Source organism: Janthinobacterium sp. CG_23.3 (genome assembly GCF_046115965.1).
Lineage (GTDB): Bacteria > Pseudomonadota > Gammaproteobacteria > Burkholderiales > Burkholderiaceae_D > Janthinobacterium.
The window spans coordinates 22,134-43,175 of the sequence record NZ_JBJXIB010000018.1 but is presented as its reverse complement, the minus strand read 5'-3'; the positions used below and the strand labels follow the sequence as shown (position 1 = coordinate 43,175).

Here is a 21,042-nt window from a genome sequence, read left to right as displayed (position 1 = left end):
CGGCTTCCGCGTGGAACTCGTTAAGCCCCAAGACGTAACCCCGGGGAACCTCCGGCCGCGGGCGCCATCCAACCATCACCATGGCGGCAACGGTGCCGCCGGTTTTTTATTGGGTGCGCGGACATGCCGATGAGTGACCTTCAACGACGTTTGCAACTGGCGCTGGACGCGGCGCGTATGGCCATCTGGGATTCCCGCATCGTCAACGGCAGGGTGGCCGACGGCACCGTCAGCTGGTCGGCGCAGGGCGCCGCGCTGCTGGGCCTGAAAGCCGAACCGCTCACCCATGCGTTCAACGACTTCCTGGCGTTCGTCCATCCGGAAGACCGCGAACGCGTCACCGCCGTGCTGCAGGACGGCGTCGACCGCCGCACCGGCTACGAACTGGAATATCGCGTGCAGGCGCCGGACCAGTCGGTACGCTGGCTGGCGGCCAAGGCGCGGGTGTTTTGCGACGCCGCCGGCGCGCCCGAGCGCACGCTGGGCATCATCTGGGACGTCACCGAGCGCATGCTCAAGGAGCTGCGCGCGGCCGAGCGCAAGGACCTCGCCGAGGTCACGCTGGGCTCGATCGGCGACGGCGTCATCACCACCGACGCCGACGGCAAGACGCGCTACCTGAACCGGGTCGCCGAACAATTGACCGGCTGGACCACGGCGCTGGCGCGCGGCCTCGACATCGGCGCCACGCTGGCGCTGGTCGACGAGGCCAGCGGCGAGCCGATCGAGCACGTGGCGCTGAAATGCCTGCGCCAGCGCCAAGCCATCGGCGTGTCCTCGCACAGCATGCTGGTCACGCGCGACGGGCGGCGCATCGCCGTCGAGGACTCGGCCGCGCCGATCTGGTCGCGCGACGGCGCTATCCTCGGCGCGGTGGTGGTGTTCCGCGACGTCAGCCACGAACGCAAGCTGAGCCAGCAACTGTCGTGGCAAGCGACGCACGACGCCTTGACCGGGCTGATCAACCGGCGCGAGTTCGAGAACCAGGTCGCCGCCGCGCTGCACGCGTCGAAGCAGGACGGCCACGTGCACGCGCTGCTGTACATGGACCTGGACCAGTTCAAGATCATCAACGACACCTGCGGCCACGGCGCCGGCGACGTGCTGCTGCAACTTCTGGCGAAAATGCTGCAGGGGCCAATGCGCGACAGCGACATCCTGGCGCGCCTGGGCGGCGACGAGCTCGGCGTGCTGCTGCCGCACTGTCCGCCCGACCACGCGCATCTGATCGCCGAGCAGATCCGCCAGTCGATCAAGGACTTCCGCTTTACCTGGGACGAGCGCAGCTTCGAGCTGGGCGTGAGCATCGGCCTGGTCGAGGTCAACGAGCAAAGCAAGTCGATGACGGAGCTGCTGATCGCCGCCGACCAGGCTTGCTACCTGGCCAAGGAGCAGGGCCGCAACCGCATCCACGTGTACCGCGAGTCGGACCTGATGCTGGCGCGGCGCCAGGGCGAGATGCAGTGGGTGGCGCGCCTGAACGAGGCGTTCGAGCAGCAGCACTTCCGCCTCTACGCGATGCCGATCGTGCACTTGCACACGCACGCCGAAAGCCACGACGAGGTGCTGATCCGCATCCTCAACGCCAAGGGCGACCTGATCCTGCCGGGCGCCTTCATCCCGGCCGCCGAGCGCTACGACCTGATGGTGTCGATCGACCGCTGGGTCATCCGCGCGGTTTGCCACCACATCAAGAGCGTGCGCGACAGCCTGACGCCGCTGGAGGCGTTCGAGGAAAGCCACCGGCGCAGCCCGGCGCTGTACTCGGTCAACCTGTCGGGGGTGTCGCTGGGCGACGCCAAGTTGCAGGAGTACATCACCGAGCAGTTCGTCGAGCACGAGGTGGCGCCCGAGCAGATTTGCTTTGAAATCACCGAAACGGCGGTCATCGCCAACCTGCCGAAGGCGCAGGTGTTCATGGGCCGGATGAAAACGCTGGGCTGCCGCTTCTCGCTCGACGACTTCGGCAGCGGATTTTCCTCGTTCGGCTACCTGAAGGCGCTGCCGGTCGACTACCTGAAGATCGACGGCATCTTCGTGCGCGACATCGCCAACAACGCCATCAACCGCGCGATGGTGAAGGCAATCAACGAGGTCGGCCACGTAATGGGCTTGAAGACGGTGGCCGAATACGTCGAGGACGAGGCCACGCTGGAGGTGGTGCGCGAACTGGGCGTCGACTACGCCCAGGGTTACGCGGTCGGCCGGCTGCGCCCGCTGACGCCGGGGCTGGATTAAGCGCGTTGGCGGCGTTGAAAATCACGCCAAGGCAAAGAGCCGGGGTGAGACCCTGGGGTAACGCCTCTGGTTTTAACAGCGCCGGCGGCCGCTCCGATGAGCAAAAAACGATATCTTTCCGACCATCCTCATTCTGCCCAATATTGGGGTTTTTGATCTATATCAATAAATTTGCCGACACGACTCCGTACACTTGGTCGTCTCTTGCAATTGCGCAAGAGTTACCACACCCATTTGTTCCGGAGAGTCGCGATGCGCCAAAACCTGCCAATTAGCCAACAAGAAGTCCATGTGATGGACGACCAGGCCATCGTCTCCAAAACCGATTTGAACGGCGACATCACCTATGTGAACCCGTATTTTTGCCAGATCAGCGGCTACCTGGAGGCCGAACTGATCGGCGAGCCGCAAAATATCCTGCGCCATCCCGACATGCCGGTCGAGGCCTTCGCCGACCTGTGGACCTCGCTCAAGGCCGGCACGCCGTGGACCGGACTGGTAAAGAACCGCTGCAAGAACGGCGCCTTCTACTGGGTGCGCGCGAACATCACGCCGATCATGGACCAGGGCAAGACGGTCGGCTATATGTCGGTGCGCGTCAAGCCCGAGCGCGCCGAGGTCGCCGCCGCGCAGCGTAGTTACGCCGCCTTCAAACAGGGCAAGGCGCAGGGCTTGCGCATCAAGAACGGCCAGCTCATGCACACCGGCCTGAAACACCTGGTGGCCAACCTGGGCCACATGTCGCTGGCGATGCGCATCTGGCTGTGCACCAGCGTCGTCAACACGCTGCAACTGGGCGTGTGCGCCGCGGTGTTGTTCTCGACCGGCTCGCCGGCGAGCAACTACGGCATCTTCGGCGCCACCCTGTTGGGCTTCCTGGTCAACGTCTTCCTGTGGTACACGCTGCGCGTGTCGGTGCTGCGCCCCCTCAACAAGGCCGTCGGCGGCGCCCGCGCCATCGCCGCCGGCGACCTGTCGGGCAGCTTCGACACCGTCAGCACCGACGAGGTCGGCCAGCTGCTGCGCGCGCTACAGCAAATGAACAGCAACCTGATCGCCACCATCCGCGACGTGCGCGTCAACGTCGAAACGATGGCGGTGGCGACCCGGCAGATCGCCGCCGGCAACGTCGACCTGTCCGGGCGCACCGAGTCGCAAGCCGCCAGCCTGGAGGAGACCGCCTCCAGCGTCGAGCAGTTCTCGGCCACCGTCAAGCAAAACGCCGACAATTCGATCGAGGCCAACGTGCTGGCCGTGGCCGCCTCCAAGGTCGCCGTCGAGGGCGGCGAGATCGTCGCCGACGTCATCACGACGATGGGCGACATCAACGCCTCGTCGCGCAAAATCGTCGACATCATCAGCCTGATCGAGGGTATCGCCTTCCAGACCAACATCCTGGCGCTGAACGCCGCCGTCGAGGCGGCACGGGCCGGCGAGCAGGGCCGCGGTTTCGCGGTGGTCGCCGGCGAGGTGCGCAACCTGGCCCAGCGCTCGGCGACGGCGGCCAAGGACATCAAAAACCTGATCGAAATTTCGGTTGGCAAGGTTAGCGCCGGCATGGTGCAGGTGAACCGGGCCGGCTCGACCATGGAGCAGGTGGTCAGCTCGGTGCAACAGGTGACGACGATCATGCAAAGCATTTCGCTGGCCTCGCGCGAGCAGAGCGTCGGCGTCGACCAGGTCAACCAGGCGATCGCCCACATGGACCAGGTGACGCAGCAAAACGCCGCGCTGGTGGAGGAGGCCGCAGCCGCCGCGACCAGCCTGGCCGAGGAGGCCGGCCACCTGACGCAGGCGGTCAGCCTGTTCAAGTTCGGCAAGTTGCCGCAGCCGCAGCCAAGGCAGCGCCCGGCCCGCGCCGCCCCGGCCAAGCCGGCGCCGCGGGGCCTCAAGCGCCTGGCGGCCTGAACCGCACCCCGACCCGCTTTTCGAGAATCGATTTTATGTCCCCATCCCACAGCATCGCCGCGCCCGGCGCGAGCATCGAATTCGACGCCGGCGTCATCGGCAAACTGAGCCAGTCGGGGCCGCGCTACACATCCTACCCGACCGCCGACCGCTTTTCGGCCGACTTCGGCTACGGCAATTTCCTCGAGGCGCTGGCCGCGCTGCGCCTGCGCGGCGGCCGCCGGCCGCTGTCGCTGTACGTCCACATCCCGTTTTGCGACACGGTTTGCTATTACTGCGCCTGCAACAAGATCGTCACCAAGGACCGCGCCAAGGCCGCCACCTACCTGAGCTACCTGAAGCAGGAAATCACCATGCAGGGCAAGCTGTTCGCCGGCATGCACCAGATCGAGCAACTGCATTTCGGCGGCGGCACGCCGACCTACCTGAGCGACCGCCAGATGCAGGATTTGATGGCCCACCTGCGCCACCACTTCGAGTTCGCGCCCGACGACGCCGGCGAGTATTCGATCGAAATCGACCCGCGTACGGTCAGCCGCGAGCGCGTGCAGTCGCTGCGCGCGCAGGGCTTCAACCGCATCAGCCTGGGCGTGCAGGATTTCGACGCCGCGGTGCAGAAGGCGGTCAACCGCATCCAGCCCGAAGCCGAAACGGTGGCCATCATCGCCGCCGCGCGCGAGGCCGGCTTCCGCTCGGTCAGCATCGACCTGATCTACGGCCTGCCCAAGCAGAGCCTGGCCAGCATGGAGCAAACCCTGGCCAAGGTGATCAAGGCCGACCCGGACCGCATCGCGCTGTACCACTACGCCCACATGCCGCACCTGTTCAAGCCGCAACGGCGCATCCTCGACGCCGACATGCCCGACAGCGCCACCAAGCTGGCCATGCTGGGGCAGTGCATCGCCCGCCTGACGGCGGCCGGCTACGTCTACATCGGCATGGACCACTTCGCCAAGCCGGGCGACGACCTGGCCGTGGCGCAGCGCCAGGGCCGGCTGCACCGCAACTTCCAGGGCTATTCGACGCGCGCCGAGGCCGACCTGATCGCCTGCGGCGTGTCCGCCATCAGCTCGGTGGGCGCGGTCTACAGCCAGAACGAGAAAACCCTCGACGCCTATTACGAAAAGCTCGACGAGGGCCGCCTGCCGATCGCCCGCGGCATCAAGCTCGACACCGACGACCTGCTGCGCCGCATCATCATCCAGATGCTGATGTGCAATTTCGAGCTGTCCATCGCCTCGGTCGAGCAGGGTTACCCGATCGTCTTCAAGACATATTTCGCGGCCGAGCTGGCCAAGCTGGCCGAGTTCGAGGCGGACGGCCTGCTGACCATCGACGCCGAGTGGCTGAGCGTGACGCCGAAAGGGCGCCTGCTGATCCGCAATATCTGCATGGTGTTCGACCGCTACCTGAGCGCCGCCAAAGAGAACGCGCCGCAACCGCTGCGCTACTCGAAGACCGTCTGACGGCGCCGGCATGAGCGCGCTCAACCTGCTACCGGTGTTCATGGTGGGCCTGGCCGGCAGCGTCCATTGCATCGGCATGTGCGGCGGCATCGTCGGCGCGCTGTCGGCCGCCTCCAGCCCGCGGCCGCGGCCGGTGGTCGCCATCGCCGTCGCCGCCACCGGTGCGCGCTTGCACGACGGCGCGCCGCTGCGCGTGGCCGCCTACAACGCCGGGCGCATCGCCAGTTACATGGCGGCCGGCGCGCTGGCCGGCGGCTTGGCCGGCGGCGCCGCCCACCTGCTGCGCCTGGCCGGGCTGCAACTGGCGTTCTACTGGATGGCCAACCTGATGCTGGTCGCGCTGGGCCTGTACCTGATGGACGCCTGGCGCGGCCTGGCGCGGCTGGAGGCGGCCGGCAACCTGGTGTGGCGCCGCGTGCAACCGCTGTTGAAGCCGCTGCTGCCGATGGATAGCGCGCTGAAGGCGCTGGCGCTGGGCGGCCTGTGGGGCTGGCTGCCCTGCGGCATGGTCTACAGCGTGCTGCTGACGGCCATGCTGAGCGGCTCGGCGCTGCAGGGCGCCCTGGTGATGCTGGCCTTCGGCCTGGGTACCTTGCCGACGCTGCTGGCGCTGGGCCTGGTCGGCGCGCGCCTGCGCGCCGCCGTGCGGCGCCGCGGCGTGCGCCTGGCCGGCGGCCTGCTGGTGCTGGCCTTCGGCCTGCTGGGCCTGGCGCGCGCGGTCAACGGCGTCTCGCTGGGCTGGCTCGACGCGCTGTGCCTGACGGGCCACCCATGAGCGCGCAACCGGCCATGGCCGGCGCGCCGGCCGACCTCGACGCCGGCTGCTTCCACTGCGGCCTGCCGCTGCCGGCCGGCGCCGACTGGCCGGTCGACATCGACGGCGCCGCGCGCGCCATGTGCTGCCCCGGCTGCGCGGCGGTGGCGCGCAGCATCGTCGAGATCGGCCAAGCCGCGTACTACCGCGACCGCTCGGCGTTCGCCGCCAGCGCCGCCGGCAGCGAGCTGGTGCCGCCCGAGCTGCAACTGTACGACAACGCCGACGTCCGCTTCGCGCTCGACGAGGCCAGTTGCGAAACGACGCTGGCGGTCGAGGGCATCCGCTGCGCCGCCTGCGTCTGGCTGGTCGAACGGCGCCTGACGCGCCTGCCCGGCGTGCAGGCGGCCAAGCTGAACGTCGCCACCGAGCGCCTGTACGTGCGCTGGAGCAAGGACGCCTGCCGTCCCGGCGACATCCTGGCGGCGCTGCGCCAGGTCGGCTACGCGGCCTACCCGTACGACGCGGTGCGCCACGGCGAGCAGTTGCGCGGCGCCACCAAGACGCTGGGCCGGCAACTATTCGTCGCCGGCCTGTCGATGATGCAAGTGATGATGTACGCGGTGCCGGTCTACCTGGCCGACGACGGCACCATGGACGACAACATCGCCGGCCTGATGCGCTGGGCCAGCCTGCTGCTGACGCTGCCGGCGATTTGCTACTCGGCGCAACCGTTTTTCAAGGGCGCCTGGGCCAGCCTGCGCGCGCGCGCGCCCGGCATGGACGTGCCGGTGGCGCTGGGCATCATCGCCGCCTTCGCCGGCAGCGCGGTGGCGACCTGGCGCGGCCATGGCGAGGTGTATTTCGACTCGGCCACGATGTTCATCTTCCTGCTGCTGTGCAGCCGCTACCTGGAACTGCTGGCGCGGCGCAAGGCCGCCTCGGCGCTGGAGCGGCTGCAACACGCGCTGCCGGCCTGCGCCGCGCGGCTGGACGGCTATCCCGGCAGCCGCGCCGCCACGGTGGTGGCGGCCGCCGCGCTGGCCGCCGGCGACGTCATCCTGGTCAAGCCGGGCGAGGCGATCGCCGCCGACGCCATCATTATCGAAGGCAACACCGCGATCGACATGGCGCTGCTGACCGGCGAGAGCGCGGCCCAGCGCAAGGGGCCGGGCGAGGCGGTGCCGGGCGGCGCCATCAACGCCAGCGCGGCGGTGCTGCTGCGCGTCAGCCGGCCGGCGCGCGAGAGCACGCTGTCCGACCTGATCAAACTGGTCGAACGGGCCGGCCTGGGCAAGCCGCGGATCGCCCAGTGGGCCGACCGCGTCGCCTCCTGGTTCGTGGTCGCGCTGCTGCTGTTCGCGCTGGCCAGCTTCGGCTTCTGGTATTGGTATGAACCGGCGCGCGCCTGGCCGGTCGCCATCGCCGTGCTGGTGGTGTCGTGCCCGTGCGCGCTGTCGCTGGCGACGCCGTCGGCGCTGGCCGCCGCCACCGACCGGTTGCTGCGGCGCGGCGTGCTGATCGTCCGGCCGCACGTACTTGAAACGCTGCACCGCGCCACCCACGTGGTGTTCGACAAGACCGGTACGCTGACCCTGGGCAAGCCGGTGGTGCGCGGGGTCGAACCGCTGGGCGCGATGGCGCGCGAGCTCTGCCTACGGGTCGGCGCCGCGCTGGAGGCGGGCAGCGCCCATCCGCTGGCGCGCGCCATCGTCGAGGCCGCCGACGCCGAGGCGGCCGGTGTGCCGCAATCACACGCCGAGGCCGTCGAGGAAATACCCGGGCAGGGCTTGCAAGGCACGCTGGACGGGCGCCGCTACCGGCTCGGCAACGCCGCCTTTGTCGCCGGACTGGCCGGCCCGGGCCGCGCCGACGGCGCCACCGATACCGCCGGCATGACGCCGGTGTACCTGGGCGCCGAGGGCGAATGGCTGGCGCGTTTCCTGCTGAGCGACGCGCTGCGCGCCGACGCCGCCGCGGTGGTCGACTATTTCCGCGCCGCCGGCAAGAGCGTGCTCCTGCTCAGCGGCGACCAACAGGCGCTGACCCAGGCCGTCGCCGCCGGGCTGGGCATCGACGTCGCCAGGGGCGAATGCCTGCCCGACGAAAAGCTGCGCGTGGTGCAGCAATTGCAAGCCGGCGGCGCGGTGGTGGCGATGGTCGGCGACGGCATCAACGACGCCGCCGTGCTGAGCGCCGCCGACGTTTCATTCGCGATGGGTTCGGGCGCCGCGCTGGCCCAGGCGCACGCCGACACGGTGCTGCTGTCGGGCCGGTTGTCGTCGGTGGCCGAAACGGCGCGCGCCGCCGCCGCGACCATGGCGGTGATCCGCCAAAACTTGGCCTGGGCCACGCTGTACAATCTGCTGGCGATCCCGGCCGCCGCGCTGGGCTATCTGAACCCCTGGCTGTCGGGGCTGGGCATGGCGCTCAGCTCGGCCGTCGTCATTGCCAACGCGCTGCGCTTGCGCCGGAACTGAGCATGGAAGCCCTCTACCTCCTGATCCCCGTCAGCATCGCCACCGTGTTCGTTGCGCTGTGGGTGTTTTTCAAGGCCTCCGACGGCGGCCAATTCGACGACCTGGTCGGCCCCGGCCTGCGCGTGCTGCAGGACGACGACAGCGGCGCCGCCGCCAACGCACAGGAAGCGCTAAACACGCGGGAATAGCAAGAAACGCCGCGCCAGTGAGCGCCGCGCCAGACGTTTGCGCCCGCGTTTGCGGTAAACCCGCCGCGCTTACCCGGCCTGCGCCCGGAACACCTGATCCAGCGTGGCAGCGTCCACAAAGTCCTCGGACCACACCAGCAGTTCGGCCCAGGTAGCTTGTTCAAGGCGCCGTTGCACAGGATCGGGCAAGGCGCCGAAGCGCCGCCGCAACTGCTGCGTCAGCGCCTCGCGCAATCCCTCCTGCCGTCCCTCCTGCCGTCCCTCCTGCCGTCCTTCCTGCCGTCCCTCCCGCAGTCCTTCCCGCAGTCCTTCCCGCAGACCTCGCTTGAGGCCGCGCTCCAGGCCGATACGCTCAAAGGATGAAATATAAGGCATAGCCCGACTCCTTTCGAATTTCTCGATGCGGCGCCATAACTCGTGCTCCAGTGGTTGAGGCAGGCGCATTAACCAGTCGATCACCACGGTCAGGTCAATGATAATCCTCCTGTCCCGATTTTGCAGCAGGAGCCGTTCGAGTATGAACCACTTCGCGGCCGCGCGGCGGACGTCGTCGCCCTTGGTTTCGCGGGTGGCGAGGTAGGCCGCCGTCACCAGCGCGAACGGGTTCGGGTCGTCCAGCAACTGTTCGGCGCGTCCGGCGAAATCGTCCAGTTTAACAACGGGAAATTGAATCCCCACCGTGCAGCCGAGCAACTGGTAGCCGAAGCTGTCGGGTTTCCAGCCGGCGTTGCCGTCGGCCAGCAGCGCCATGCTGGCGACGGGCCGGCGGTAGCGGTCGAAAATGCGGTAGTTGTAGGTAAACATGCGCTCGGCGAAACGGCTGTCGCGCCGACCCTGCACTTCCAAATGCACCAGCACCCACTGCGGCGCCCCGCCCTTCAGGGTGACCTCGACCAGTTTGTCGGCCAGGCGCTTCCCCAGTTCGGCGTCGTGCGCCACCTGCGCCAATTCCTGCTCGAGGAAGCGCTGCGGGCGCGACCAGTCGATCTCGGCGTGGGCGCGGGGAAAATAGAAGGCCATGAAGTCCGCAAAATACCGGGTCACGGCGTCCTTCCAGGGCGTGTCGTAGTCGTCGTTCGGCGTGCTCATGAGCTAGTGTAGCGAAGCGCGGCGGCGGCGCCACCGCCGCGCGCAAACACCGGCGACATGCACCGGCCGGCCCCAACGCCCCACGTATCGGGGTCGTGGTAGCGCGCCCCCGCGTTAGTGCCTATCTGCAATTGATCTGGTGAATTTTGATCCACATCAAAGTTTTTTGATGGTCGAACCCGTACTCTTTGATGCACTACATCATCAAAGCAATCCCGGGAGAGCACGAGTGGACCATTCACTGAACTACAACTACAAGATCGTCAAGCAATTCGCGATCGCCACCGTAGTCTGGGGCATCGTCGGCATGCTGGTTGGCGTCATCATCGCCGCCCAACTGGCATGGCCGGCGCTGAACCTGGACATACCCTGGCTGACCTACGGCCGGCTGCGGCCGCTGCACACCAACGCCGTGATTTTCGCCTTCGGCATCTGCGGCCTGTTCGCCACCTCGTACTACGTGGTGCAGCGCACCTGCCAGGTGCGGCTGTTCTCCGACAAGCTGGCCGCGTTCACCTTCTGGGGCTGGCAGGCGGTGATCCTGTCGGCCGTGGTCACCCTGCCGATGGGCTTCACCCGCGGCAAGGAATACGCCGAACTGGAATGGCCGATCGCCATCCTCATCGCCGTGGTCTGGATCGCCTACGCGGTGGTGTTCTTCGGCACCCTGCTCAAGCGCAAGGTGGCCCACATCTACGTCGCCAACTGGTTCTTCGGCGCCTACATCATCGCCGTCACGCTGCTGCACGTGGTCAACGCCGCGGCGATGCCGGCGTCGCTGTGGAAATCCTACTCGGCCTACTCGGGCGTGCAGGACGCGATGATACAGTGGTGGTACGGCCACAACGCGGTCGGCTTCATCCTCACCGCCGGCTACCTCGGCATGGTTTACTACTTCATCCCGAAACAGGCCGAGCGCCCGGTGTATTCGTACCGCCTGTCGATCGTCCACTTCTGGGCGCTGATCTTCACCTACATGTGGGCCGGCCCGCACCATCTGCACTACACCGCCTTGCCCGACTGGACCCAGTCGATCGGCATGGTGTTTTCGCTGATCCTGTTGGCGCCGTCGTGGGGCGGCATGATCAACGGCATGATGACCTTGTCGGGCGCCTGGCACAAGCTGCGCACCGACCCGATCCTGAAGTTCCTGATCGTCTCGCTGTCGTTCTACGGCATCGCCACCTTCGAGGGGCCGATGATGTCGATCAAGACCATCAACTCGCTGTCGCACTACACCGACTGGGGCATCGCCCACGTCCACGGCGGCGCCCTGGGCTGGGTCGGCTTCATCACGATGGGCTCGATCTACTACCTGTTGCCGCGCCTGGCCGGCCGGACCAGGATGTACAGCACCCGCCTGATCGACATGCACTTCTGGGTCGCCACCATCGGCATCGTGCTGTACATCGCGGCGATGTGGATCGCCGGCGTGATGCAGGGCCTGATGTGGCGCGCGGTCAACCCCGACGGCACCCTGACCTACACCTTCGTCGAGGGGGTCAAGGCGACCTATCCGTACTACGTGGTGCGCTTCGGCGGCGGCTTGCTGTACCTGAGCGGCATGCTGTTGATGGGCTACAACACCTACATGACCCTGCGCGGCCGCCAATCGGTGACGGCGCGCATTCCCGCGCTGGCCGCGGCCCACGCCTGATTCGGAGTGAGCGATGAAATTTTCACATGAATGGATTGAGAAGAACCCCTGGCTGCTGATCGCGCTGGTGACGCTGGTGGTCAGCGTCGGCGGCCTGGTCGAGATCGTCCCGCTGTTCTTCCAGAAGTCGACCACCGAGCCGATCGCCGGCCTCAAGCCGTACACGCCGCTGCGCCTGGCCGGGCGCGACATCTACGTGCGCGAGGGCTGCTACAACTGCCACTCGCAGATGATCCGGCCGTTCCGCGCCGAAACCGAACGCTACGGCCACTACTCGGTCGCCGGCGAGTTCGTCTACGACCGGCCGTTCCAGTGGGGTTCGAAACGCACCGGCCCCGACCTGGCGCGGGTGGGCGGGCGCTACAGCGACGAATGGCACAAAACCCATTTGAACAAGCCGCGCGACCTGGTGCCCGAGTCGAACATGCCGAACTATCCATGGCTGGCGAAAACCGCCCTGGTGCCGGCCGAGATCGCGCCGAAAATGCGCGCGCTGAAACGCCTGGGCGACCCGTACAGCGAGGCCGAGATCGCCGCCGCGCCGGCCGCGCTGGTGGACAAGACCGAAGAAGACGCCCTGATCGCCTATCTGCAGGGCCTGGGCACATTAATCAAGACAAGGAACTAGCATGGCAATCGAGAACCTCTTTGACAGCGCCAGCAGCGTCATGACGGTGGTTTCCTTCACCACCTTCCTGGGCATCCTGTGGTGGACCTTCGTGACCCGGCGCAGCAGCGACTTCGACAGCGCCGCGCAACTGCCGTTCGCCGACGACGCCGCCGACATCGTCGTGGGGGAGGGCGGCCATGTCTGACTTCACCAGCGGTTTCTGGAACATCTACATCGTCGTGCTGTCGCTGCTGGGCATCTTCGGCTGCGGCGTGCTGCTGTACTCGCAGTCGACCCACAAGGTCGGCGCGCTGAAGGACCACGACGGCCCGGTCGGTACCACCGGCCACATCTGGGACGAGGACTTGACCGAGCTGAACACGCCGATGCCGCGCTGGTGGATGTGGTTGTTCTACATCACCATCGTGTTCGCGCTGGCCTACCTGTTCCTCTACCCGGGCCTGGGCACCTACGCCGGCAAGCTGGGCTGGAAGTCCAGCGGCCAGTACCAGGGCGAGCTGGACAAGGCCGACGCCGACTACGGCCCCCTGTTCAAGCAATTCCTCGGACAGGACCTGAAGACGGTGGCGGCCAACCCGACCGCGCACGCCGTCGGCGAGCGGCTGTTCCTGACCTACTGCGCGCAATGCCACGGCTCGGACGCGCGCGGCAACAAGGGCTTTCCGAACCTGACCGACAAGGATTGGTTGTACGGCGGCACGCCGGAGATCATCAAGACCACCATCCTGCACGGGCGCAACGGCCAGATGCCGCCGATGGGCGCGGCGCTGGGCAGCGACAAGGACGTGGAAAACGTCGCCCACTACGTGCTGAGCCTGTCCGGCTCGACCGCCGACCCGATCAAGGTGGTGTTCGGCAAAAACAAGTTCGGCGCCTGCATGGCCTGCCACAACGCCGGCGGCACCGGCAACCAGGCGCTGGGCGCGCCCAACCTGAGCGACAAGATCTGGCTGTACGGCGGCAGCGCCGACACCGTCATGGAAACCATCCGCAAGGGCCGCAGCAACGCCATGCCGGCGTTCGACGACTTCCTCGGCGAGGCCAAGGTACATGTGCTGGCATCGTACGTGTGGAGCCTGTCGAACCCGCAACCTTGATAGGCGAGCAGCCATGAGCGATCCCGCCCCCCAAGTGATCAAGATGTACGCGGCCCGCGAGGAGATTTATCCGCGCGAGGCGAAGGGCCGCTATGCCAGCCTGCGCTGGGTCTGCGTCTGGCTGACCCAGCTGATGTTCTACGGCTTGCCGTGGCTCAGCTGGAACGGCCGCCAGGCCCTGCTGTTCGACCTCGGCACGCGCAAGTTCTATATCCTCGGCGTGGTGCTGTGGCCGCAGGACTTCATCTACCTGGCGGCGCTGCTGATCATCTGCGCCTACCTGCTGTTCCTGGTGACGGCGATCGCCGGGCGGGTCTGGTGCGGCTTCGCCTGCCCGCAAACGGTGTACACCGAAATCTTCCTGTGGATCGAGCGCCGCATCGAGGGCACGCGCAGCGCCCGCATGCTGCTCGACAAGCAGGGGCCGTCGCTGCGCAAGGCGGCCAAGAAAACCGCCAAGCACCTGGCCTGGGGCGCGGTGGCGCTGTGGACCGGCTTCACCTTCGTCGGCTATTTCACGCCCATCCACACGCTGGCGCACGAGGTGGCCACGCTCAGCTTCGGGCCGTGGGAATGGTTCTGGGTGCTGTTCTACGCGCTGGCCACCTACGGCAACGCCGGCTGGCTGCGCGAGCAGGTCTGCAAATACATGTGCCCGTACGCCCGCTTCCAGAGCGCGATGTTCGACCAGGACACGCTGATCATCACCTACGACGTCAAGCGCGGCGAGCCGCGCGGCGCGCTCAACAAGAAGGCCACGCCGGCCGTCGCCGCCAAGACGGGCGACTGTATCGACTGCACCCTGTGCGTGCAGGTGTGCCCGACCGGCATCGACATCCGCCAGGGCCTGCAGTACGAATGCATCGGCTGCGCCGCCTGCGTCGACGCCTGCAACACGGTGATGGACAAGATCGACCGCCCGCGCGGCCTGATCCGCTACAGCACCGACCACGCGCTGGCCAACAATTTCAGCGTCGAGCAGATCCGCCAGCGCGCGCTGCGCCCGCGCGTGCTGATCTACACGGCGATCCTGGCCGTCATCACCGCCGCCGTGGTCGGCTCGCTGGCGCTGCGCACGCCGCTCAAGCTGGACGTGATCCGCGACCGCGGCGCGATGGGGCGCGAAGTCGAGGACGGCATGGTCGAAAACGTCTACCGCCTGCAGATCATGAACACCGCGGAGACGCCGCACCGCTACAAGGTGAAGGTGTCGGGCCTGCCGAGCCTGGCGCTGGTCACGCCCGACGAGGTCAGCGTCGGCGCCACCGAAACGCTGGCGCTGCCGGTGCGCCTGCGCGCCGCCCACGGCGCCGGGGCCAAGGGTTCCAACCAGATCGCCATCGAGTTGACGGCGCTCGACGACCCAAGCCTGCACGTGATGGAAAAAGCGGTGTTCTTTGTGCCGCGCTAAGCAATAAAGGAGAAACCATGTCGAACGTATTGCCATTGCGCCCCCTGGCGCCGGCCGAACGCCCCTGGTACACGCACCGCTGGCCGTGGTTGCTGATGCTCGGCCCCTTCATCGTCATAGTGGCCGGCAGCTACACCGGCTACCTGGCGTTTTCGCGCCAGGACGCGCTGGTGGTGGGCGACTACTACAAGAAGGGCAAGGCGATCAACCAGGACTTGCGGCGCGACCGCGCGGCCAGCGCGCTGGGGCTGACGGCGGCGCTGCGCTACGACGCCGCCAACGCCGTGCTGGTGGGCAAGATCGACAGCCACGGCCTGCCCTACAGCGCGCCGCTGCTGCTGCACCTGGCCCATGCGACGCAACCGGAGAAGGACATCAAACTGGCGGTCCAGCCCGACGCGCAAGGCAACTTCAGCGCGCCGCTGGCGCTGTTCGAGCGCAGCCGCTGGCAAGTGCTGGCGGAAAACGCCCGGCGCGACTGGCGCCTGGATGGCAGTTGGACCTGGCCGACGCAGCGCGCCGTGGCGCTGCGCAGCGATTGATGGGATTGCCGCAGGTCGGTTAGCCCAGCTCCGTTACACGGCGTGGGCCAGCCGACCGGCGTCGCCGGCGGCTTAGGCGCAAGCCTCCGGCGTACCGGCGGTAATCGCCTTCAGCATGGCCGGATTAAGGATTTCAATTTCGCGGTTGCTGACGCGCAGCCAGCCTTCCTTCTTAAACTTCGACAACAGCCGGCTGATGCTCTCGATGGTCAGCCCCAGGTAGTTGCCGATTTCCTCGCGCGACATGCGCAGCTGGAACGTGACGCTCGAATAGCCGCGCGCCTCGTAGCGCGAGCCCAGGTTGACGATGAAGGCGGCGAAGCGCTGGGTCGCCTGCATATTACCCAGCAACAGCATGACGCTTTGCTCGCGCGTGATCTCCTGGCTCATCATGCGGTGGAAATGGCGCAGCAGCGTCGGCATCTCGCCGAGCAGCTGTTCAAGGCTGGAAAACGGGATTTCGCACACCTCGCTGTCTTCCAGCGCCACCGCGTTGCAATGGTGGCGGTCGGCGCTGATCGCGTCCATGCCGAGCAGCTCGCCGGCCATCTGGAAGCCGGTGATCTGCTCCTCGCCGCCGGCGTTGATCTGGTAGGTCTTGAAATGGCCGAGGCGGATCGCGTACAGGTTGACGAACGGGTCGCCGATGCGGAACAGCGTGGCGCCGCGCGGCACCTTGCGGCGCCGGCCGATGATCTGGTCGAGCCGGTCCATATCGCCCATGTCCAGGCCCATCGGCAGGCACAACTGGTGCATGCTGCAGGTGGAGCAGCGCGCGCGCAACACCTCCACGGGAACGCGGGGCAGGGTCAGGGCGGGCAGTTCTGTGAGCATAGCGGGATATACCTATTCGGAGGCTGTCATGGAGTTTATCGCATCCCGACGTTACCAAGTGGCAATAGCCCACTAAACGACCCGGGGTTGGTCGATTTAATTATATGGCAACTACGCCGGGGCGGCCGCTCCCGACGCCAGGCGCCCGCCTCAGCCCACCAGATACTCGCGCGCCAGCAGCCGGGCGCAGTGCAGCCGGCTCTTGGCGGCGGCCGCCGTCAGGCCGAGCAGGGCGGCGATTTCGGCGATGCTCAGCTCGGCGAAATCGCGCAACAGGATCATGTGCAGATAATCGGCCGGCAGCGATTCGAGCGCGTTCACCAGGTCCAGCCGCAGGCCGGCCGTGTCCTGCGCGGCCAGCCAGCGTTCGGCGCGCTCGTCGTCGTAGGGAGCGTGGCGCAGCGCCAGACGGGCCAGCTTGCGGCACTCGTGCCGCACCACCTTGAACAACCAGCCGGAGAACGCCGCCAGCAGGCGCACCGAGCCGAGCCGGCGCGACAGCACCAACAAGGCCTCCTGGACGGCGTCGTCGACGTCGCTGAGCAGGCAGGAGCGCCGGGCGTAGCGGCGGATGTCGGGCTGGCACAGCCGCAGCAACTGCGCCAGCGCGGCGGGATCGCCGCCGTGGGCGGCGTCCAGCACCGGTCGGTGTTGCTCAGCGAGCGTCATCGGCGCGGCCGGCGCGGTCCAGGCGGCGCCCGAGCAGCGCGCACATCGGACAGAAACCGAACAGCCCGGAGGCGACGAGGCCGGCGCCGCCGAGCGCGAGGCCGACGCCGGCCGCGCCGCCAAGCGCGAGCACGCCGAAGGCGATCGCCAGCAGGCCGGCGACGGCGCGCAAGAGCCGCTCCCAACCCGGTACATTTTTCATATAGAACATATTTTTCCCTTTCGACGGTGGCGAGGACATCCCTCGGCTACTAAGAGGCGGGCCGCGGCGGTTTCGATTCGCCGAAAGAAAAATATACTGGCGCCGCGCCATTCTACCCGCTGGCGCGGCGCCCGGCATCGCGAGCCGCGGGCCGATCCGCGGCAGCGCCTTCGGCGAGGCGGTCGGCCGGCGGCGGTGGCGCCGGTGATCCTGGCGGCCGCCGCGCGGCAGGGTAGTGCTTGCTAAGTATCCTTATTGATAGCACAATTCCCGGGCGGCCTGAATGCCCGCGCGGGCGTCCATAAAGGAAAGCAATGAAGCCACTCGGGATCAAAGCGAAAGTCGCCCTGGCAACGAGCCTGACGTCGATTCTCATGATCGCGCTGGTCACCGTGGCCCAGATGCAGCGCATGCGCGAGGACTTCACCGGGGTCTTGCTGGCGCAGCAGAACGCGCTGGTGCGCAGTACCGCGACCGAACTCGACGACAAGTTGCAGATCCTCCTCGACGTCGTCGGCGCCAGCGCCAGGCAGCAGCCGCCCGAGCTGATGGATTCGCCGGAGAAGCTCAGGGCCCACTACGCGACGCGGGCGGTGCTGACGCTGTTCGACGACGTGCTGGTGCTCGACGCCCGCGGCCGCCTGATCGCCGACGTGCCGGCGGTGCCGGGACGGGCCGGCACGGACGCCTCCGACCGGGCCTTTTTCAAAACCGTGCTGCGCACGCGCCGGCCGATGATCGCCGAACCGGTGCTCGGCAAGACCAGCAAGCAACCCATCGTGCAATTCGTCGCCCCGGTGCTGGACGCGCGCGGCGAAGTGGTCGGCATGCTGATCGGCGTGCTGCGCCTGTACAAGGACAACGTGCTGGGCCGGCTGCGCAGCGCCAAGGTCGGCAAGAGCGGCTATTACTTCGCCATCACGCGCGGCGCGGTGCCGCTGTACGTGCTACACCCGGACGCCAGCCGGCTGCTGCAGCCGCGCGCGGCCAACGCCAACGCGCTCACCACGCGCGCGCTGAAGGAGGACGGGGCGGACTCGGCGGTCAGCAGCAACAGCCAGGGCGTGGCAATGATCTACAGTTTCAAGACGCTGAAGTCGGCCGACTGGACGCTGGGCGCCGCGTTGCCGCTGCGCGACGCCTTCGAGCCGCTCGACGGCGCCTTGTACCGGCTGGCGGCGTGGAGCGCCTTCGCCTCGCTGCTGGCGGCCGCCGCGCTCGGCTGGCTGACGCTGCGCCTGCTGTCGCCGCTGGTGCGGCTGCGCGACGCCATCCGCGGCCTGCGCGCCGACGCCAGCCAGTTCGTGCCGATCGGCGTGGCCAAGCACGACGAAATCGGCGAGCTGACGATGGCCTTCAACGAGTTGATGAGCGCGCGGCAGGCGGCCGACGCGCGCCTGCAAAGCCTGATCGAATTCGCGCCGAACGCGATGGTCGTCGTCGGCGCCGACGGCCGCGTCGAAACCTTCAACCGCCAGGCCGAGCGCTACTTCGGCTACCGCCGCGACGAGATCGTCGGCCAGGCGGTGGAAACGCTGATGCCGGCGCGCTACCGGGCCCGCCACGCCAACGCCCGCAAGGGCTTCCTCGACACCCGCCTGAGCGCCGAGCCGCGCGTGATGGGGCGCGGCCAGGCGCTGTTCGGCCTGCGCCGGGACGGCAGCGAATTCCCGCTCGAGGTCAGCCTGAGCGCGGTGCAAACCGACCAGGGCACCAAGGTGCTGGCGGTGATCGCCGAAATCGCCGAGCGGCTGCGCCTGCAGGTCGAGGTGCAGGCCCGCGCCGCCGAACTGGTGGACGAGCGCGACCGCGCCGAGGCGGCGAACCGGGCGAAAAGCGATTTCGTCGCCAACATGAGCCATGAAATCCGCACCCCGCTGAACGCCGTGCTGGGCATGGCCTACCTGCTGGGCAACACCGCGCTGACCGCCGAGCAGCGCAAATACCTGACCATGGTGCGGGTTTCGGGGCAGTCGCTGCTGGGGATCCTCAACGATGTGCTCGACTATTCGAAGATCGAAGCGCGGCGCATGGAACTGGCGCCGGTCGAGTTCGACCTCGACGAGGTGATGAACACGCTGGCGACGACGATGACGATGAACGCCGGCGACAAGGAGCTGGAACTGGCGATCGGCGTCGACGCCGACGTGCCGCGGCGCCTGCGCGGCGACGCGCTGCGGCTGCAGCAAATCCTGGTCAACCTGGCCGGCAACGCCATCAAGTTCACGCCGCTGGGCGAGGTGCTGGTCGGGGTCAGCCTGGAGCGGCGCGACGCGGCCGGCGCGCGGCTGCGCTTCGAGGTGCGCGACACCGGCATCGGCATGAGCGCGGCGCAGCAGGCGCAATTGTTCACCGCCTTTTCGCAGGGCGACGAGAGCATCACGCGGCGCTTCGGCGGCACCGGGCTGGGGTTGGCGATCAGCAAGCACCTGATCCGCTTGATGGGCGGCGAAATCGCCTTCGACAGCGCCGAGGGCGGCGGCAGCAACTTCTGGTTCAGCCTGCCGTTCGAGGTGCTGCGCGAGCAGGAGGGCGCGCGCCGCAAGCCGGCGCTGGGCCAGTTGCGCCTGCTGGTGGCGGACGACAACCGCACCAGCCGCGAACTGATCGGCAAGCTGATCCACGCCTGGGGCTGGGAGGTCGACGAGGTCGACTCCGGCGCGGCCGCGCTGGCGCTGTACCGGCGCCGCCAGGCCGAGCGCGCGCCGTACGACGTCGTGCTGGCCGACTGGCACATGCCGGAGATGGACGGCCTGGCCACGGCGAAGGCGATCCGCCAGGCCGCGTCCGGCCAGAAGCAGCCGATCGTGGTGATGGTCAACGCCTTCGCCCGCAACCGCCTGGAGGAAATCTCCAGCGCCGCCGAGGCCGACGTGGTGCTGATGAAGCCGATCACCGGCTCGAGCCTGTTCGACGCGCTGCACCAGGCGCTGACGACGCCGGACGGCGGCGACGAGCAGATGATCTTGAACCGCAACCTGGGCCAGCACCTGCGCGGCGTGCACTTCCTGCTGGTCGAGGACAACCTGCTGAACCAGGCGGTGGCGCGCGGCATCCTCGAGCACATGGGCGCGACGCTGGACGTGGTCGGCGACGGCCTGCAGGCGGTCGAGCGGCTGCGCGCCGAGGCGCAGCGATACCACATCGTGCTGATGGACATGCAGATGCCGGTGATGGACGGCTTCAGCGCGACCCACCTGATCCGCACCGAACTGCGCCTGACGCTGCCGGTGATCGCCATGACGGCGGGGGTGCTGGCGTCGGAGCGCGAACGCTGCATCAGCGCCGGCATCAGCGACTTCATCGCCAAGCCGGTGGTGGTCGAGGAAATGCTGGAGGTGATCGACCGCAACTTGCCGGGCCGGGCGGCGACCGCGCCGGCCGTGGCCGCCATCGCCGCGCCGGCGCCGGCGCCGAAGCCGGAGCCGGACGAACAGGTATTCTCGATGGCGCCGTTGATGCGCGTGCTGGGACGCGACGCCAAGGGCCGCGGCATCCTGCGCAAGATGGTGGCTGAAGCGCTGGGCAACGGCATGGCGCCGCTGCGGCAGGCCGAACTGGCGGTGCGCGAAGGCCGCTGCGACGACGCCGCGCGCACGCTGCACAGCCTGCGCGGCGCGGTCGGCACGCTCGGCACGAAGCGCCTGATCAGCGCCTCGCTGGAAGCCGAACGCGCCATCGCCGGGCAGCGCCACGCCGAGGTCGCTGCCCTGCTGGCGCTGGCCGGCGCCGAACTGGAGTTGGTGCTGGCGCACGCCAGAGCCTGGCTCGACGGCTTGCCGGAGTAGCGCCGGCCGTCACACCCTCAGGGTTTGCCCCCGGGTACCGCCCTTGGTTTTCAGCGTTTCCGCGCCGAAGCCGCCTAACTTACAGGCC

17 protein-coding genes are annotated in these 21,042 nt (G+C 67.8%); 13 read left to right on the top strand and 4 right to left on the bottom strand.

Annotation, left to right across the window (positions count from 1 at the left end; translation table 11 throughout):
• The first annotated feature begins 129 nt into the window (after positions 1–129).
• The 6 genes from ACFDR9_RS07175 (at position 130) to ccoS (ending at position 9,034) form a co-directional block, all read left to right on the top strand.
• Positions 130–2,238 carry an EAL domain-containing protein gene (locus ACFDR9_RS07175; protein ID WP_409030550.1) on the top strand — a complete coding sequence of 703 codons (2,109 nt, stop codon included), beginning with the start codon at positions 130–132 and terminating at the stop codon, positions 2,236–2,238.
• A gap of 252 nt (positions 2,239–2,490) precedes the next feature.
• Positions 2,491–4,146: a methyl-accepting chemotaxis protein gene (locus ACFDR9_RS07170; protein ID WP_409030549.1), complete on the top strand. Its 1,656-nt coding sequence runs from the start codon at positions 2,491–2,493 to the stop codon at positions 4,144–4,146.
• A 35-nt stretch (positions 4,147–4,181) separates the two neighbouring features.
• On the top strand, positions 4,182–5,612 hold the full coding sequence (gene hemN / locus ACFDR9_RS07165; protein WP_017878230.1) for an oxygen-independent coproporphyrinogen III oxidase: 1,431 nt from the start codon (positions 4,182–4,184) through the stop codon (positions 5,610–5,612).
• A gap of 10 nt (positions 5,613–5,622) precedes the next feature.
• On the top strand, positions 5,623–6,387 hold the full coding sequence (locus tag ACFDR9_RS07160) for a sulfite exporter TauE/SafE family protein (RefSeq protein ID WP_409030548.1): 765 nt from the start codon (positions 5,623–5,625) through the stop codon (positions 6,385–6,387).
• Positions 6,384–8,846, top strand: coding sequence for a heavy metal translocating P-type ATPase (locus ACFDR9_RS07155; RefSeq protein ID WP_409030547.1), 2,463 nt, complete (start codon positions 6,384–6,386; stop codon positions 8,844–8,846). The genes ACFDR9_RS07160 and ACFDR9_RS07155 overlap by 4 nt, the downstream gene beginning before the upstream one ends.
• Positions 8,847–8,848: 2 nt before the next feature.
• Positions 8,849–9,034, top strand: a complete 186-nt coding sequence (gene ccoS / locus ACFDR9_RS07150; protein WP_017878227.1) for a cbb3-type cytochrome oxidase assembly protein CcoS — start codon at positions 8,849–8,851, stop codon at positions 9,032–9,034.
• A gap of 69 nt (positions 9,035–9,103) precedes the next feature.
• Here ccoS and ACFDR9_RS07145 read toward each other — a convergent pair whose 3' ends face one another.
• Entirely contained in the window at positions 9,104–10,123 is a 1,020-nt protein-coding gene (locus ACFDR9_RS07145) for an Rpn family recombination-promoting nuclease/putative transposase (RefSeq protein ID WP_409030546.1), read from the bottom strand.
• A 229-nt stretch (positions 10,124–10,352) separates the two neighbouring features.
• Between ACFDR9_RS07145 and ccoN the strand changes: the two genes are divergently transcribed.
• From ccoN to ACFDR9_RS07115, 6 genes are read left to right on the top strand one after another with little or no spacing between them, the layout of a single operon-like run.
• Positions 10,353–11,780 carry a cytochrome-c oxidase, cbb3-type subunit I gene (ccoN, locus tag ACFDR9_RS07140; protein WP_017878225.1) on the top strand — a complete coding sequence of 476 codons (1,428 nt, stop codon included), beginning with the start codon at positions 10,353–10,355 and terminating at the stop codon, positions 11,778–11,780.
• Between the two features lie 13 nt (positions 11,781–11,793).
• Positions 11,794–12,408: a cytochrome-c oxidase, cbb3-type subunit II gene (gene ccoO, locus ACFDR9_RS07135; protein WP_017878224.1), complete on the top strand. Its 615-nt coding sequence runs from the start codon at positions 11,794–11,796 to the stop codon at positions 12,406–12,408.
• A gap of 1 nt (position 12,409) precedes the next feature.
• Complete coding sequence (locus ACFDR9_RS07130; protein ID WP_017878223.1) at positions 12,410–12,595, top strand: cbb3-type cytochrome c oxidase subunit 3; 186 nt, start codon at positions 12,410–12,412, stop codon at positions 12,593–12,595.
• Positions 12,588–13,508 (top strand): cytochrome-c oxidase, cbb3-type subunit III, encoded by a 921-nt coding sequence (ccoP, locus tag ACFDR9_RS07125; RefSeq protein ID WP_017878222.1) that lies wholly within the window; start codon positions 12,588–12,590, stop codon positions 13,506–13,508. The genes ACFDR9_RS07130 and ccoP overlap by 8 nt, the downstream gene beginning before the upstream one ends.
• 13 nt (positions 13,509–13,521) lie before the next feature.
• Entirely contained in the window at positions 13,522–14,919 is a 1,398-nt protein-coding gene (ccoG, locus tag ACFDR9_RS07120) for a cytochrome c oxidase accessory protein CcoG (protein ID WP_327075750.1), read from the top strand.
• 17 nt (positions 14,920–14,936) lie between these two features.
• Positions 14,937–15,461, top strand: a complete 525-nt coding sequence (locus ACFDR9_RS07115) for a FixH family protein (protein ID WP_327075749.1) — start codon at positions 14,937–14,939, stop codon at positions 15,459–15,461.
• A 72-nt stretch (positions 15,462–15,533) separates the two neighbouring features.
• On the opposite strand, the gene fnr is transcribed toward ACFDR9_RS07115, so the two are convergent.
• The 3 genes from fnr to ACFDR9_RS07100 form a co-directional block, all read right to left on the bottom strand.
• Entirely contained in the window at positions 15,534–16,295 is a 762-nt protein-coding gene (fnr, locus tag ACFDR9_RS07110) for a fumarate/nitrate reduction transcriptional regulator Fnr (RefSeq protein WP_026133228.1), read from the bottom strand.
• 150 nt (positions 16,296–16,445) lie between these two features.
• On the bottom strand, positions 16,446–16,964 hold the full coding sequence (locus ACFDR9_RS07105; protein ID WP_327075748.1) for a sigma-70 family RNA polymerase sigma factor: 519 nt from the start codon (positions 16,962–16,964) through the stop codon (positions 16,446–16,448).
• Complete coding sequence (locus tag ACFDR9_RS07100) at positions 16,951–17,175, bottom strand: DUF2892 domain-containing protein (protein ID WP_026133226.1); 225 nt, start codon at positions 17,173–17,175, stop codon at positions 16,951–16,953. Before ACFDR9_RS07100 ends, ACFDR9_RS07105 begins: the two co-directional genes overlap by 14 nt.
• Positions 17,176–17,480: 305 nt before the next feature.
• On the opposite strand from ACFDR9_RS07100, the gene ACFDR9_RS07095 reads away from it, so the two are divergent.
• On the top strand, positions 17,481–20,954 hold the full coding sequence (locus ACFDR9_RS07095; RefSeq protein WP_409030545.1) for a response regulator: 3,474 nt from the start codon (positions 17,481–17,483) through the stop codon (positions 20,952–20,954).
• Positions 20,955–21,042: the final 88 nt, after the last annotated feature.

Bases quoted from the DNA above. Each gene is read 5' to 3' on its own strand.
- ACFDR9_RS07175 (WP_409030550.1), top strand. From the start codon at position 130: ATGAGTGACCTTCAACGACGTTTGCAACTGGCGCTGGACGCGGCGCGT.
- ACFDR9_RS07170 (WP_409030549.1), top strand. From the start codon at position 2,491: ATGCGCCAAAACCTGCCAATTAGCCAACAAGAAGTCCATGTGATGGAC.
- hemN (WP_017878230.1), top strand. From the start codon at position 4,182: ATGTCCCCATCCCACAGCATCGCCGCGCCCGGCGCGAGCATCGAATTC.
- ACFDR9_RS07160 (WP_409030548.1), top strand. From the start codon at position 5,623: ATGAGCGCGCTCAACCTGCTACCGGTGTTCATGGTGGGCCTGGCCGGC.
- ACFDR9_RS07155 (WP_409030547.1), top strand. From the start codon at position 6,384: ATGAGCGCGCAACCGGCCATGGCCGGCGCGCCGGCCGACCTCGACGCC.
- ccoS (WP_017878227.1), top strand. From the start codon at position 8,849: ATGGAAGCCCTCTACCTCCTGATCCCCGTCAGCATCGCCACCGTGTTC.
- ACFDR9_RS07145 (WP_409030546.1), bottom strand. From the start codon at position 10,123: ATGAGCACGCCGAACGACGACTACGACACGCCCTGGAAGGACGCCGTG.
- ccoO (WP_017878224.1), top strand. From the start codon at position 11,794: ATGAAATTTTCACATGAATGGATTGAGAAGAACCCCTGGCTGCTGATC.
- ACFDR9_RS07130 (WP_017878223.1), top strand. From the start codon at position 12,410: ATGGCAATCGAGAACCTCTTTGACAGCGCCAGCAGCGTCATGACGGTG.
- ccoP (WP_017878222.1), top strand. From the start codon at position 12,588: ATGTCTGACTTCACCAGCGGTTTCTGGAACATCTACATCGTCGTGCTG.
- ccoG (WP_327075750.1), top strand. From the start codon at position 13,522: ATGAGCGATCCCGCCCCCCAAGTGATCAAGATGTACGCGGCCCGCGAG.
- ACFDR9_RS07115 (WP_327075749.1), top strand. From the start codon at position 14,937: ATGTCGAACGTATTGCCATTGCGCCCCCTGGCGCCGGCCGAACGCCCC.
- fnr (WP_026133228.1), bottom strand. From the start codon at position 16,295: ATGCTCACAGAACTGCCCGCCCTGACCCTGCCCCGCGTTCCCGTGGAG.
- ACFDR9_RS07105 (WP_327075748.1), bottom strand. From the start codon at position 16,964: ATGACGCTCGCTGAGCAACACCGACCGGTGCTGGACGCCGCCCACGGC.
- ACFDR9_RS07100 (WP_026133226.1), bottom strand. From the start codon at position 17,175: ATGTTCTATATGAAAAATGTACCGGGTTGGGAGCGGCTCTTGCGCGCC.
- ACFDR9_RS07095 (WP_409030545.1), top strand. From the start codon at position 17,481: ATGAAGCCACTCGGGATCAAAGCGAAAGTCGCCCTGGCAACGAGCCTG.